This is a genomic window from Eudoraea chungangensis, from assembly GCF_029360665.1.
Taxonomy (GTDB): Bacteria; Bacteroidota; Bacteroidia; order Flavobacteriales; family Flavobacteriaceae; genus Eudoraea; species Eudoraea chungangensis.
The window spans coordinates 82,059-97,885 of the sequence record NZ_JARDUB010000004.1 but is presented as its reverse complement, the minus strand read 5'-3'; the positions used below and the strand labels follow the sequence as shown (position 1 = coordinate 97,885).

10 protein-coding genes are annotated in these 15,827 nt (G+C 38.6%); 6 read left to right on the top strand and 4 right to left on the bottom strand.

The genetic code is table 11. From position 1 onward, the window contains the following. Window positions 1-4: 4 nt before the first annotated feature. The 3 genes from PXG98_RS10465 to PXG98_RS10455 all read right to left on the bottom strand — a co-directional run bounded on the left by PXG98_RS10465 (window position 5) and on the right by PXG98_RS10455 (window position 6,784). Entirely contained in the window at window positions 5-3,337 is a 3,333-nt protein-coding gene (locus PXG98_RS10465) for a SusC/RagA family TonB-linked outer membrane protein (protein ID WP_276390915.1), read from the bottom strand. Between the two features lie 430 nt (window positions 3,338-3,767). After that, window positions 3,768-4,955: a glycoside hydrolase family 130 protein gene (locus PXG98_RS10460; RefSeq protein WP_276390914.1), complete on the bottom strand. Its 1,188-nt coding sequence runs from the start codon at window positions 4,953-4,955 to the stop codon at window positions 3,768-3,770. A 5-nt stretch (window positions 4,956-4,960) separates the two neighbouring features. Then, window positions 4,961-6,784, bottom strand: a complete 1,824-nt coding sequence (locus PXG98_RS10455; protein ID WP_276390912.1) for a sodium:solute symporter family protein — start codon at window positions 6,782-6,784, stop codon at window positions 4,961-4,963. A gap of 200 nt (window positions 6,785-6,984) precedes the next feature. Here PXG98_RS10455 and PXG98_RS10450 point away from each other — a divergent pair, with 200 nt between their 5' ends. From PXG98_RS10450 to PXG98_RS10425, 6 genes are all read left to right on the top strand, one after another. Further along, window positions 6,985-7,863: an AraC family transcriptional regulator gene (locus PXG98_RS10450; protein WP_276390910.1), complete on the top strand. Its 879-nt coding sequence runs from the start codon at window positions 6,985-6,987 to the stop codon at window positions 7,861-7,863. 162 nt (window positions 7,864-8,025) lie between these two features. After that, window positions 8,026-9,744: a GMC oxidoreductase gene (locus tag PXG98_RS10445; RefSeq protein ID WP_276390908.1), complete on the top strand. Its 1,719-nt coding sequence runs from the start codon at window positions 8,026-8,028 to the stop codon at window positions 9,742-9,744. Window positions 9,745-9,747: 3 nt separating this feature from the next. After that, window positions 9,748-10,464: a gluconate 2-dehydrogenase subunit 3 family protein gene (locus PXG98_RS10440; protein ID WP_276390906.1), complete on the top strand. Its 717-nt coding sequence runs from the start codon at window positions 9,748-9,750 to the stop codon at window positions 10,462-10,464. 41 nt (window positions 10,465-10,505) lie between these two features. Further along, window positions 10,506-11,327 (top strand): sugar phosphate isomerase/epimerase family protein, encoded by an 822-nt coding sequence (locus PXG98_RS10435; RefSeq protein ID WP_276390905.1) that lies wholly within the window; start codon window positions 10,506-10,508, stop codon window positions 11,325-11,327. Window positions 11,328-11,395: 68 nt separating this feature from the next. Then, complete coding sequence (locus PXG98_RS10430; protein ID WP_276390904.1) at window positions 11,396-12,214, top strand: sugar phosphate isomerase/epimerase family protein; 819 nt, start codon at window positions 11,396-11,398, stop codon at window positions 12,212-12,214. Window positions 12,215-12,221: 7 nt separating this feature from the next. Continuing rightward, window positions 12,222-13,850 carry a sulfatase family protein gene (locus tag PXG98_RS10425; RefSeq protein ID WP_276390903.1) on the top strand — a complete coding sequence of 543 codons (1,629 nt, stop codon included), beginning with the start codon at window positions 12,222-12,224 and terminating at the stop codon, window positions 13,848-13,850. 13 nt (window positions 13,851-13,863) lie between these two features. Here PXG98_RS10425 and PXG98_RS10420 read toward each other — a convergent pair whose 3' ends face one another. After that, the gene (locus tag PXG98_RS10420) at window positions 13,864-15,627 is read right to left on the bottom strand and encodes an arylsulfatase (RefSeq protein ID WP_276390902.1); all 1,764 of its coding nucleotides are present in this window, start codon (window positions 15,625-15,627) and stop codon (window positions 13,864-13,866) included. Between the last annotated feature and the right edge of the window lie 200 nt (window positions 15,628-15,827).

Genomic DNA, 15,827 nt, shown 5'->3' with positions numbered 1-15,827 from the left:
AGGTTTAGAGTCCAATATTTACATTTATTAGGTAAGATGGCGTAACAGGATAGTTACCTACATCGATACCAAAACGAGTATCAGCGTCACCACCAACTACTGGATCTAAACCGCTATAGCCAGTTATAGTCCAAATATTGTTAGCAGAAAGTCCAATTTCGAACTTGCTCAAGGCCAATGAATTTTTAACTAAATCATCAAAAGAGTAGATGAAGGCAAGACGTTGCAATCTTAAATAGTCGCCATTTTCAACATACCAAGAGTTAGAAGCACCATTGGTACTTAAATTAGAAGCACTTTCCCAGATAGGAGCACCTGCATTATTTCCTAATTCAGGAGTCCAAGATGAAAATGCAGCTACACCTTTTGCTGAACCTTCGAACGATCCGAAGAAATCTCTAAACCACTTAGATTGGTTGAATATTTCTACCCCGGTTACCCAGTTCCAGAACATTTCCATTCTAAGGCTTTTGTATTTAAGGTCTATAGTAGCACCACCACTGTACTCACCAATTGGATCTCCAAGGTAGGTACGGTCATCCGGTGTAATAACACCATCTCCATTTACGTCGCGGTATCTGAATCTACCAACACCAGCACCATCCTGAGCAGGAGAGCTATCTACTTCTGCCTGGCTGTTGAAATATCCAATCACATCATATCCAAAGAAAGAAGAAAGTGGTCTACCAATTTGGTTTCTTGTAGGAGAAATACCTCTATAAGTACCTCCATCTAAGAAATCAATACCTGGAGCAAACCCTAACACTTCGTTCTTTAAGAAAGAGTTGTTTAACTGAAATTCAAAAGAAAAGTCTTCTGTGAAGTTTCCTCTGTAGTTGATTTGGATATCTACCCCTGTGTTGTTCATAGAACCAACGTTTCTAGTAGGTGCCTGAGCAAAGTTACCAGTAACACCAGCTAAAGGAACTTGGAATAATAAGTCTTCTGTATCTCTGGTCCACCAGTCGAAGATGATATCTAATTTATCATTTAAGATAGTAGCATCAAATCCAATGTTGGTAGTAGTTGAAGTTTCCCATTTAGTATCTGGGGCACCAATTCTACTTGTAGCAAACCCTTCATTTGCACCACTGTTCTGACCTTGAATAGGATAGAATGTATTTCCTAGGTTAGAAGCAGCAAGTGAAAATTGGTTTGCAGGGTTTACATTATTAGAGTTACCCATTTCTCCCCAACCAGCTCTTACTTTTAAATCGGATAAGAAAGTCTGATCTTGCATAAAGTCTTCTGCAATAATCCTCCATGCACCAGAGAATGCAGGGAAAGTACCATATCTGTTTTCAGGTCCAAATACAGAAGAACCGTCACGTCTAACAACTGCAGATACATAGAATCTTTCGTCGTAGTTGTAATCTAGTTTTCCAAATATAGAACTGAAGTTAACCCCTGTTCTAATAAAACTTTGAACTACAGGACTCTGTACAGCAGAAAGTGTAACGAAGTCTAAGTCGGTAGAGAAAGGATTAATACCCGACCCTTGGATTCTTCTTCCGCGAGGTGCCGCAACCGGAGTGTTGGTTCCTTGAATGGCTTCGTAACCTGCAAGAATTTTAAATTTGTGCTTACCAAATAACTTCTCATAAGTAAGTGTATTCGTAAAAGTCCAAGAGAATCCATATTCAGAACCTTCTGAGAAGCTATAACTTGCTTGTGGCTCAGAATCTCCTAAATAAACGTAGTTGTAATCTCTATTGGTAAAGTTGTAATATTGTCCACCTATACTACTCTTAAATACAAGACCAGCAGTTGGCTTAATTAAAGCGTATAAGTTACCAAAACCACTTACGGCAAATGCTTGGTCATCTCCTCTATCTTGCTTTAACCTTCTTACAGGGTTTCTAGGGTTGTTAAAACCAGCAGCTCTTGTACTAGCATAACTTCCAAATTCATCAAAAACAGGAATAATGGTTGGCATTCTGTATGCAGCCAAAACTTCTGATTCATCATCCGAAATACCCTGACCACCATTTCCACCAGTTTGTCCGAGAACAGAGTTATAGGTAAATTGTAGGTTTTCTCCAATACTTAACCAAGGAGTTAAATCGAATTCTGTATTAAATCTGGCAGTATATCTAGTCTGAGAGTTAGATAATAGTATACCATCTAATAACTGAGCACTTAAACCAACATAGTAACGGCTATTTTCATTTCCGCCGTCGAAACCTATACTAGCTCTTAAGGCCGGTGCTACTCTAGTAATTTCTTTATACCAGTTAGTTCCTGCTAAATTTGGTCTAATAAGGAATACATTCTGAGGGTCTGCTGCATAGTTTGCGGCAATTTGAGCTAAATCAACATCTGCTTCAAAAACTCCGTTCTGACCATCTGCATGCAAATAGTCTGGGAATCTTGGTGTAGCATTTGGCCCATATTGCGGATGTGTATACTGAGGCTCGGTACCATTAGCAGCCGCATTGTTTCTATAGGCAATATGCGTATAGTCTGCCATGTCCTGAGGATTAAGCATTTTTGGAGAACCAGCCACGTTAGGATCTGTAATACCACTTTGGATATTAATCGTAACATTTGCTTTCTGATTTCCTCTAGAACCCTGCTTCGTAGTATAAACGATTACCCCGTTTGCAGCTCTTGCTCCATAAATGGAAGCTGCAGCAGCATCTTTAAGTACCGTAGTTGTCGCAATGTCATCCGGACTTAAGAATCCAACATCTTGAACAGGTACCCCATCTACTACATATAGAGGTTGGTTACCACCAAATCCACCATATCCACGAACACGAACTTGAGAAGCAGTACCAGGCTGTCCGTTTGTAATAACGGTAACCCCTGCAACTCTACCAGCTAACTGCTGTTCTACGTTACCCGAAGGAATAGCAGCTAATTCTTCTGCCTTTACAATAGAAACCGCTGCGGTAGTTTCTCTTTTACTTTCAACAGCATATCCTGTTACAACAACTTCGTCTAACGCAAGCCCTTCTTCTAGAACTACACTTATGTTACTTTCGCTACCAACGGTAACTTCTTTGTTGTTGTATCCTGTGTAGGTAAACACAAGAACATCTCCAGGACTTGCCTGAATGGAATAATTTCCATCGAAATCTGCAGCAGCACCAGTAGTGGTACCTTTTACTACCACGTTTGCACCTGGAAGTGGAACACCATCTGCATCGGTAATTGTTCCTGAAATTGTTGATTGAAATGCTTCAATCGTCGTTACTGTGTTGGGACTTGTTGTCGGTGCTGCAATAGCAAAGGAACAAACAAGACCAAGAAGTAATGAAAAAGCCTTACCAACGGTTTTCTTTTTTCTACCGTAGTTCAGCTTTAACGAATGATAATCACTTTTTAGAATCATAATCGTTTGTTGTTTAGTTAGCTTTAAATGATTGAATTTCACAATTTTAGTTAACGTTTTCGCGAAAACGTTTTCGCGAAATGTTAAAAAAAACCATAAATTTTTGATAATATTAATAAAATTATGTGAATTATGTAATGTAAGATGACAATATTTTGTCATTTATTATTCAAATAATGATTTTTTGCAATTTTGTTATATATGTAAAATGCAGTTGTTAAACGCAAACTTTAAGGTTTTCTTATAAAATCTCTTAAAAACAACAATTCCTTTTGATCTGTTATCAAAAGGAATCGTTTCTACGCTACGGATAATTCCATATACAACACGGTTCTATCCTTGGATATTTTCACTTCCTATTGATTTGCCATTCAGTAGAAGGAAGTGTTGCGCTAATTCAAATATTAGAGCGCAGCTGGGGGAAATATTATTAAATGTCCATTTTGTTCTTCTGTATAAGTTTTAAAATATTTTCTACGGAACCATTGCTAGACATCTTATCCGCTGGAGTGTTTTTGCAATAGTCTATTAATAAGTCAATATGTGAAGTAGCTACGTGTGTTCTCGTATCTGAGGAGGCATAATAGATAAAGACACGACCGTCTTCTTCCAAAATCCAACCATTGGAGAAAAGTACATTGCCAACATCCCCGACTATTTCATTTTCATTTGGCGCCATGAAATACCCGCCAGGTTGGTGAATTACTTTGGCTATATCCTTTAAATCGGTCATAAACAAATACAATACGTACCGAAGCCCGGCGGCAGTGTTGCGAACGCCGTGTGCAAGATGTAGCCATCCATCTTTCGTTTTTAAAGGAGAAGGTCCCAGACCATTCTTTAATTCATAGATTGTATGATACGCTTTTGGATTAATTATTTGTTCGTCATGCACAACGGGGTTGGCCATGTCTTTAATATAACCCATGCCTATACCACCTCCAGAACCGGTTTCAATAAACCCATCCTGTGGTCTTGTATAAATTACATATTGCCCATTTACGAACTCTTCGTGTAAACTTACATTTCGTTGCTGAGCCGAGTCGGAGATCAAATCTGGCAACCTTTCCCAAGTTAATAAATCTTTAGAGCGAATAAATCCGGCATTGGCTATTGCTGCAGAGGTGTTTCCAGCGGTAGCGCTGGGATCTTTTCTTTCTGTACAAAATATGCCGTAAATATAGCCGTCTTCATGTGCCACTAATCGCATGTCATAAACATTAGTATCTCCCTCATTTAACTGGGGTAAATAAAGCGGTTTGTCCCAAAATTTAAAATGACTTAAACCTTGCCGACTCTCTGCAAAGGTAAAATAGGACTTCCTATCCGTACCTTCTACTCTTACGGCCAAAATAAACTTGTTATTCCACTTAATGGCACCCGCATTAAATGCGGCGTTTACTCCAATGCGTTCTAGACCAAATGGATTGGTAGCTTTGTTAAAGTCGAAACGCCAGTTTAAAGGAATATGTTTGGCGGTAATCACGGGGTTTTTGTACCTGAAGTAAAGGCCATTGTCTTCTGGGATGGCTTGGTTAGGACAGGTGATTAATTCTTCATAATGCTGATGTAAATCACGGAGATTTCTTTGTGTTGGTTTATATGTGGTCCTATTCATTTCCATTACAATTGATCGTCTAAGTGGTTCCACCAAAATCTTTTTAGTATCCAAGCACAAATAGCAAAAAGGCCTAAGGATATCCAAAGAGAGGTGTATTCATGCAAAATGAGATACAGAGGAATTACTACCAGCAGGGTCTGGGTGGCTGTCCCTATAAAGACCGTGAACATGTCTTTTTTAAAGGCTTTATTTTCTTTAAAATCTGGTTCGTTTCTAACAACTTTCTCCTTAATAGGTTTCCAAAAACCCCATGGTCTTGTTTTTTTGTAAAAATCTATAAGGACTTTTTCGTCCGTGGGCGCTGCGGTATAAGTTCCAAATAAACACCCTAGGGTTGTGATAAGAAGCAAAAGTGGGAAGAGATAAAGTTCCAGAGTTTCTTGAAAAACCAAGGGAAAAATAATGGCAGGGATAAGGCCAGAAAGCATTCCCCAAAAATACCCATTCCCATTAAATCGCCACCAATGCCATTTTAAGGTGTTAGATACTACATATCCGCCCCATAGAGCAGAAACAATCCATTGGGTAATGGAATTTACGTCTTCTATAAAACAGCCGAGTACAATACTGATGAAAACAACTACTATGCCACTGGTGTAATTCATAGATTTTACCTGACCTGGACTGGCATCTTTCTTATTCCTTAGATAAACATCATTCACCAGGTAAGCCTGAGCAGCATTAAGAGTCCCTGCGAAGGTCGACATGAATGCTGCGAGCAGACCGGCCAATAATAGGCCCATTAAGCCAACCGGTACAAAGTTGCTTATAGCAGAGGGTAATATATTTTCAAAGTCGATGGTTCCGGCTCTATTCAGATCTAGTTGATCATAAAATAATATTCCTAAAATGGCAAATCCACCAATCATTAAATAACGTGTAGGCATAAGGGCTAAAGAGACGAAACCACTCATTTTTGCCGCTTCTTTTGGCGATTTGGTAGAAAGGATTTTCTGCATATCATAGTTAGGTGCAGGGCCAGCAATACTTGCTAAAAGCCCTTTAAAGACTACCAGCATGAAAAATAGCCCAAAAAGCGAATAGCCATCGGAGACAATTTTATCATTTACTTCTGAAATTAACTGTGTCCAATCTATATCTAAATGCCATCCAAAGAAAGGGTTCATCCAGCCATCAGGCACCAGCAGTGTGCTCGTTCCCATTGCCTGCCAAGCAATAAAGGCAATGGCAAACGAGGAAATAGTCATAATGGAAAACTGCAGTAAATCTGCCCATACAATACCGGACATTCCACCTAAAACAGAATAAAAAACCGCAAACAAGGTAAAAACTGCTCCATAAAAATGCGGTACATAGGCAAGGGGAATATCAAAAGGAATATATGCGCTGACCGCTTCCCATGGAATAAAAATCTCCACAAATTTCCCCAGTCCTATAAAGCCATAGGCCAAAAAACCAAGGCAACTTACTATGGCGAAGGCTACGACCACCGAATGTGATAATCTACCGCCTTTACCCTCGCCAAACCTGAAAAGAATCCATTCAGCTCCGGTGGTAACATTAGACCGCCGCAGCCATGCGCTTAGATAGACCATCAAGAAAACCTGATTAAAAACAGGCCATAGCCAAGGAATCCAAATGCTTTTAAGGCCATAGACAAAAGTTAAGGTTACTAGCCACATGGTACCCGAAATATCGAACATCCCTGAAGCATTTGACAGGCCAAGCATATACCAGGGTAAAGATTTGCCCCCAAGAAGATAATCGTCTTTACTTCTCTGTGCTTTTTTTCGGAGCACAAGTCCAATTATGACAGTTGCTAAGAGGTATAATAAGATGATAGTAATATCTATTCCTTTAAGCATATACTATATTATCAACATTAAAAAGGGGTTTTAGATATAATAATTAAATTGCCAATTTTAAGCTTTATTTTTTACTGATTTGATGAAAATTAACAGCAAAAATTCACAAATTCTATCTCAAATCTAAAATATTTGTTAATATTGTGTTGGTATTATTTTGTCAAATTACGAACAAATAAAAACAGTTTGAAAACCAATTAATGGATATTTTAAAAAAAATTCATCGTGAGATTACTCCTCTGACAAAGGAAGACAGTTTTTTAGTATTTGATAGATTAAAGGATATGTTTGATTATCCAATTCATTTTCACCCGGAGTTTGAACTTAATTTTATCGACAAAGGTAAGGGGCTGCGAAGAATTGTAGGTGATAGCGTAGAAGAGGTTGATAATTATGAATTGGTCCTTGTGGGGTCTAACTTGTTTCATGGCTGGGAACACCATAATTGTAATTCCAAAAACATTCATGAAGTTACCATTCAATTCCATGATGATTTATTTGATAATAAATTTTTGGGAAGAAGAATTATGAAGCCTCTGAAAGATATGTTCAATCGCTCCACTCATGGGGTCTTGTTTTCTAAGGAGGTTGCGAAGCAAATGATGCCTAGAATAGTAAAAGTCTCTAAAATGGGTGGAATTGACTATTTCTTGGAGTTGTTTTCCATTTTGTACGACTTGTCTAACTCTCGAAACCAGAGACTTCTATCTACCACTACAATACACTTAGATAATTTTGAATACAATGAGAAGTTAAAGACGCTTTATAACCATGTACAAGAAAATTACGCTTCTAAATTAACGCTGCATGAGGTTTCTGAAATTATGAATATGAGTACCGTTTCCTTTAATCGGTTTATAAAAAAATGTACGGGAAAAACATTTGTAGAATATGTTAATGACGTCCGTATTGGTTTTGCTTCTAAATGGCTGATAGAAAAAGACCTGAGTATTTCAGAGATTGCCTTTGCCTGTGGCTTTAATAGTATTGCCAATTTTAATAGGGTTTTTAGAAAGAATAAAGGGCGCACCCCAACAGAATACCGGCAGGATTTTTCTGGAATTAGAAGGGTGCTTTAATAAAGGAAGATAGTGTCTACTAAAGGCAGAAACATTTCTGATGAAAGTAAATTGTCATTTTCATCAATGTTTCTGTCAATCCCATATTTATAGGCACTATTTCAAATAAAAAATGTAATTTAAACGGTTAATAGAAAATAGTTGTTGAACAGATAATATTTTATGCAAATAAAAGAAACGCCCAAACAGTACGATGCAATAATTGTAGGCTCCGGGGCTGGAGGAGGTATGTCTGCTAAGGTTTTAGCAGATGCAGGTTTTAAGGTTGCTGTTGTAGAGGCAGGGCCTTATTTTGACCCCGCCGAGCCAAGCCAGCAGACTCAACTAAAATGGCCTTATGAATCTCCCCGAAGAGGAGCAGGGACTACCAGAGTCTTTGGTGAGTTTGATATGGCTTACGGAGGATGGGAAATTGAAGGGGAACCATATACACACAAGGACGGAACAGAATTTAAATGGTTCAGATCCCATATGCTTGGAGGAAGAACTAACCATTGGGGTAGAATATCACTGCGTTTTGGGCCGAAAGACTTTAAACATAAAGACGTAGATGGTCTTGGAGATAACTGGCCTATTGGTTATGAAGATGTAAAACCCTATTACGATAAAGTAGATAAACTTATAGGTGTTTTTGGTACTAATGAGGGCCTTCCGAATGATCCGGATGGGTTTTTCTTACCACCACCTAAGCCAAGGCTTCATGAGCTTTTCTATATCAAAGGAGCTCGTAAATCTAAAATACCTGTAATCCCCTCAAGGATGTCCATGCTTACTAAAAAAATAAACAACGATAGGGGAGTTTGTTTTTACTGTGGGCAATGTTCACGTTCCTGTCAGGTTTATGCCGATTTTTCAGCTGGCTCCTGCCTTATTTTCCCAGCCCAGAAGAGTGGAGGGCAAATAGATCTTTATGTCAATTCTGTGGTACGAGAAGTACAGACAAATGAAGAAGGTAAGGCCACAGGAGTTTCCTATATTAGTAAAGAAGATCGCAAAGAATATGTGCTTAAAGGAAAGGTTGTGGTCTTGGCTGCATCTGCCTGTAGTTCAGCACGTATTTTATTGAACTCCAAGAGTAAGCAGCATCCAAACGGACTGGGGAATAGTAGCAATATGGTAGGGAAGTATCTTCATGATTCTACCGGAGGAAGTAGGGCTGGTTTTATTCCAGATTTAATGAATAGAAAGATGTATAATGAGGATGGAGTTGGTGGCATGCATGTTTATACGCCATGGTGGTTAGACAATAAAAATCTGGACTTTCCCAGGGGATATCACATAGAAGTTTGGGGGGGTATTCATATGCCTAATTATGGCTTTGGTTTTAATCCCAATGAATTTAATAAGTTCTTTGGTTTAAGTACAGGAGGATATGGTGCCGGCTTGCGTAAAGATGTAAAAAAGTACTATGGTTCTGTCTTAGGATTTGGGGGCAGAGGAGAAGCTATTGCCAGAGAAGATAATTATTGTGAAATTGATCCTACTACAGTAGATGAATTTGGAATTCCCGTGTTACGATTTAACTATAAGTGGTCCGATTTCGAAAGGAATCAGGCCAGGCATATGCAGGCAACCTTTGAAGAACTAATACATAACATGGGAGGTGAGGTTTTAGGAGACACGCCATCCAAAGAAGATGACTACGGCCTGTCTACTCCCGGAAGTATAATACACGAGGTTGGTACCACAAGAATGGGGGATGATCCTAAGCGTTCAGTCGTTAATAAATTTCAACAACTTCATGACGTAAACAACGTATTTATAACGGATGCAGGACCCTTTGTTTCCCAGGCAGATAAAAATTGTACCTGGACCATTTTGGCCCTTTCATGGCGCGCGTCTGATTATATTGTAGAACAACTTAAACAGCAAAATATCTGATATATGGATAGAAGAAATAGTATAAAATCATTACTTCTTGGTTCTGTTGCAGGAGGTTTGGCTATTCACGGATGTGCTCCTAAAGAAGAGCAGAATTTAAGTTTACCAGAGGCACCAAAATTAACCGGAGACTTTGGTAGAACTCCAGAAGAAAAGGAATTAATTGAAAAGCTAAATAAGGAACAGTTTTTTAATGAACACGAACTTTCTACTATTGCCGTGCTCTGCAATCTAATTCTTCCTCCTAATGAAGAATTTGGTGGACCTCTCGATGCTGAAGTACCCCAATTTATTGAATTTATGGCTAAGGATGTTCCGGAACTACAGACCGATTTAAGAGGAGGATTAATGTGGTTAGACCATGAGAGTAATAGACGGAATGGAACAGAGTTTAAAACCACTGAAGAGGCTAAGCAAAAAGAGATATTAGATGAGATCGCATTTTATGATGCCAAAATACCCATGCGAGAACAGCCTATGGAAGTTCAGTTCTTTTCTCTTATGCGAAATCTGACGCTAACGGGCTATTATACTTCCGAAAAGGGAATAGCCGATTTGGGTTACGTAGGAAATATGCCAAATGTTTGGAACGGAGTGCCAGAAGATGTTTTACAACAGCATGGAGTTGCCTATGAAGAAGAATGGCTGGCAAAATGTATAGATCAGAGTAAACGTGGTATTATTGCCGAATGGGATGATAAAGGAAATCTTTTGACTTAACTTTTCATTGTTTTATCTTTAACCATATTAATTAATTGCCTATGAAAAAAATTACCTTATGCGGTTTATTTCTCTTAGGTATGAGTTCCATGGTTGCGCAGGAAATTGGTATACAGCTCTATAGTCTAAGAAATCAGATGATAGATGATGTAGAAGGAATGCTTGCTAAAATAAACGAATGGGGAATTACCAAGATTGAAGATGGTAACGACGGCACCTATAACTATAGTTTTAAGGCTTATAAAGCGCTTTTAGAAAAGAATAATTTAGAAATGGTAAGTATTAGTGCACCATTTGATGAATTGAAAAATTCACCAGAAAGCGTTTTGGATAGAGCAGAGGCATATGGGGCTAAATATGTTGTTTGTTTTTGGATACCTCATGACGGAAATAGTTTTACAATAGCCGACACAAATAAGGCATTGAATGTTTTTAATTCGGCTGGTAAGTTATTGAAGACCAACGGTGTTACTCTTGTGTACCACCCACACGGTTATGAGTTTAGACCATACAATGGAGAATTCTTGTTAGATTATATGATCCAGAATGCGGATAACTTTGCTTTTGAGATGGATGTTTATTGGTTTGCACATCCCGGAGAAGACCCGGTAGAATGGCTGCGAAAATATCCAAATAAGTTTAAACTTATGCACCTTAAAGATTGCAAAAAAGGAGTTGAGGGAAATCTTAATGGCACTTCAGATGTAGAAACAAACGTAGTGCTTGGAACCGGACAGATAGATATTGCTGCTGTGGTCAAAGAGGCAAAAAAGATGGGATTAGAATATTTGTTTATCGAAGACGAATCTTCTAAATCTCTTGAGCAAATCCCACTTAGCTTAGCATATCTGAAGGAACTATAGTCTCTTCTCTTTATGGGGTGTTTTACTTATGCATAGAAGATTCTTAATTAACAAATAAAACAAAACAAATGAAAAACCTAGTCACCGGTCTATTTTTAATTTTTTTCATTGCTTCTTTAGGAGCACAGGAAGTGGGCTTGCAGTTGTACAGCCTGCGGAATCAGTTTAAAACAGACGTTCCAGGAACCTTACAACTTGTAAACCAATGGGGAATAACTAAAATTGAAGGTGGTGGTAGTTACGGACTACCCATAGATGAATATAAGGCTTTGCTAAAGAAAAATAAGCTGGATATGGTTAGTGTAGGTAGTAGTTACGAAGACCTGCAAAATAATGTAGATAAAGTGATTGCCAACGCAAAAACATTTGGAGCCAAATATGTTATGTGTGCTTGGATTCCACACGAGGATAATGTATTTGATATTGCCAAAACCAAAGAGGCCACAGAAGTTTTCAATAAGGCAGGGAAGGCATTAAAAAAGGAAGGAATTACTCTAGCATACCACGCACATGGATATGAATTTAGACCTTATAAGGAGGGAACTTTATTTGACTATATGGCACAAAACGCGAAAGACTTTGCTTTTGAAATGGATGTGTATTGGGTACATCACGGTGGTGCAGATCCACTTGCTGTTTTAAACCGCTATCCCGATAAAATAGTATTACTGCATTTAAAGGATATGGAGAAAGGTGTTAAAGGGAATAATACCGGTCATGAAGATGTAGAGACTAATGTAGTTTTGGGAACCGGGCAGGTTGATATTGCAGGAGTTGTCAAACGAGCAAAAGAACTGGGCGTTGTGAAGTATATGTTTATCGAAGATGAGTGTTCTAGAGTTGTAGAACAGGTTCCTCAGAGTCTTAGGTTTTTAGAAAAGCTGTAAAAGTTGCATGAATAGACTCAGCAAGATTCTCTTCTTATTGGTTTTGATTAGTAGTTTTATTTCCTGTAAGGAAGGGAAGACTATAAAGGAAAAACCAAATCAGCCTAATATAATTTGGCTTGTGGCGGAGGACCAATCTCCTGAATGGTTTCCGATGTATGGAGATAGTACTATATCATTGCCGCATTTACAATCCCTTTCTAAAGATGCCGTAATTTTTGACAATGCCTATTCACCTGTTCCTGTTTGTGCCCCAGCCAGAAGTGCTATAATCACCGGGATGTACCCGACAACACTGGGCACACACAATATGCGAACCTTTGCCTCATGGAGAGGTAAAGAGAATCAACCAACTATTGGAATACCAGGTTATTCTCCTATTGTTCCCCAGGGAGTTAGAATGTTTACGGAATACCTTCGGGAAGATGGTTATTATTGCGTAAATGGACCAAAAGAGGATTATAATTTTGAGAAAACGGATGGCGCCTGGGACGAGAGTAGCCCTAAAAGACATTGGAGAAATAGAGAGGGAGACCAAGCATTTTTTGCAGTCTTTAATTTTTCAGTATGCCATGAATCTCAAATATGGAAAAGAGGAAAAGACAGCCTTTTTGTTTCTCCTGAAGAGGTTAATGTGCCACCCTATTTACCTGATAATGAAATAATAAGACACGATATAGCTGTAAATTATAGCAATTTAAAAAGACTCGACAATCAGATTGGGGAGGTCATTGCGCAGTTAAAAGAAGATGGTCTTTATGAGAGTAGTTATATCTTTTTCTATGGCGACCATGGAGGACCTTTTCCAAGACATAAAAGAGCTTTGTATGAAACGGGGACAAAAGTCCCGATGGTTATCAAATTTCCAGCGCAAGAAGGTGCAGGTACCAGAGATGATAGATTTATGAGTTTTATTGACTTAGCTCCGTCTGTATTATCGTTGGCTGGTATTAAGCCTCCTGAAGTAATGCAAGGTGTTGCACAATTTGGGGATTTTGAAATAGAAAAAAAACCCGAAGAACTGTACTTTACTTCAGATCGATTTGATGAAAAGTACGATCGTTTAAGGGCAATAAGATCTAAAAATTTAAAATATATTTATAGTTACGATACTACCATCAGCCATGCTATGAGAGTTTCGTATAGAGAGCAAATGCCTATGATGCAGAATCTGAGGTTCTTATATGAGAAAAATGAATTAACTCCGGAACAGGCCCAATGGTTGCACCCTAATAAGCCAGAAGAAGAATTGTACAATTTAGAGAAAGATCCCTACGAGTTAGTAAATCTAGCTAATAATCCGGAATATGCAGAGTCTTTAGAGCGCTTTCGTAGCCTGCTGAAGTCTTGGATCAAGGAAACCCGTGATTTAGGACAATATCCTGAGAAAGAACTAATTTCTAAATGGTTAATAGAAGGGGAGCAACCCCAACTTCCATCATTAGAATTGTTGGAGGTGAAAGAAGAAATAGAATTAGTTTCTAAGCAGAATGATGCAACCATAGTCTGGAAGTCACCCAAGGATTCTGTCTGGAAGGTATATAAGAACCCTATTCCAAGAGATCAAATTTTTCAGGCTAAGGCGGAAAGAATCGGATTTTTAGATAGTGATATTTTGCTGTATGAACCCCTGTAACAGAGGAATATTACTAGAGTTTTTTGAATAGTAGGAGACGAATATCAGGCCCTGCAGATCCATTTAAGGAAGCAAGCTTTAAGGAGAGAGGATGTCTGCCCTTTTGCAATTGTATGCGGCCCATTTTTAGCGAAACAAAATCTTTAACATAAGACTCCATCCTAGGCACTCTATCATTTTCCATCCCTTTTAAAGGAGGATTATGACTTGCCGATATAGGGGTGGAAAGTTCATTTTTGCCATGCGTTAAACTTAAGTTGCTACCTATTGCTGATTTAGGGCAAGTATAATACACTTCCACCTCATAGGTTCCTGCCGACAAAACTTCTACATCCCAACTAATGGAATCCTTTACATTTTTCCAATTCGTAAAGAAGGAATCGTTTGGCCACCTATTACTTCGCTTTATGCTACCACTCGCGATTCCATCCCGAGCAGGTATTTGGGTGTAGATTGCCTCAGGGTAACCAAGTGTAAAAGGCCTGTCATCTGCCATAGAAGGTTCTGTTTCTCGCAGCCATGACTTTTTTTGCGCTATAAGACTTTCGGTAATTTCTGGAAACTCCGAAGACCGATCTGTTCTTTGACCTCTGTCCTCTTTTATGTGATAAAGTCTATTTTCGTTATCCAGTCTGTAATTTTCTGTGCGAACACTGGTTTTTCCGTTCCAATGATGGAATAACAATCTATCTTTCCAAGTGGGATTTTCTTTAAACAAAAGTGGCGATAAATCAATGCCATCAAAGGATGAAGGGGTTATGCTTTCCTTCCGAACAATGCTTAAAAGGGTAGGCATAATATCTAAAACAGATGCTATTGGCTCTATTATTTTTCCTTTTTGGAGTTTAGATTCCCAGCGAATAAAAAAAGGAGACCGTACCCCACCTTCATCCACAGAGCCTTTTCTTCCTCGCATTCCTCCATTATATCTATAGCTATTGGGGCCATTGTCCGTTAGGTAGATAATAATGGTGTTTTCAGACAAGCCCAGAGACGCAACCTTTCTCAATACTCGGCCTACATTGTCATCAATGTTGGTAACCATTGCCAGAGCCGCCTTAGTGAATTCTACATCTTCTTTTTCTTGGTCCTGGTATTTTGAAGTCAAGTCTTTCTCCTTAAAGGCATCCCAATACTTATCGGGGACCTGCATTGGACTGTGCGGTGTGTTATACGGTAAATACAAGAAGAAGGGCCGATTTTTGTTTTGTTCTATGAAGTCTATTCCTCTTTGGGTAAGATCGTCTACCAAAAACCCCTTACCTTCTACTAATTCACCATTATGTTCTAGCATAGGACTAAAATAATTCCCCCAATGTCCGGATGTAAAACCATAAAAATCAGTAAACCCTCTTGAATTTGGATGGTAAGGCGGCTGCATTCCATTATGCCACTTCCCGTAAGCAGCGGTAACATATCCCTCCTCTATAAGTGCTTCCGCCAGAGTAGGCGTGCCAAGATTCATTCTTTCACCACCTGCTGAGGTATCGTAAACACCTAGTTTTGGATATTGAATTCCCGTTAATAATTCTGCGCGTGTAGGCGAGCATACAGGTTGTACATAAAAATTTACAAAAGAAACTCCCTCACTAGAAAGTAGGTCTATGTTAGGCGTCTTAATATTTTTATTTCCACTGCTTTCTAGATCTCCCCAACCCTGATCATCAGCCATAATTAAGATAATATTTGGGATGTCGGAGCTTTGGTTTTGTTCTTTATTGGTTTTAACACAGGCACTCAGTACAAAGAGGAAAAGAAGTAAATAAGTCTTTTTCATTAATAGTTAGATTGTGACTCCTTTCCGAATAAAGAGTCCTAATTACATGTAATTTGGATTAGAAAGATAAGAATTACAGGACAGTCTTTTACAAGATATGTAATATTACTTTTAGTAGCTTCACTTCGCCAATGCTTTGTAATTTAATATTGGTTAATTTAGCCAATATCGAATAATTCTCATAGAGGCAGGGTCTAACT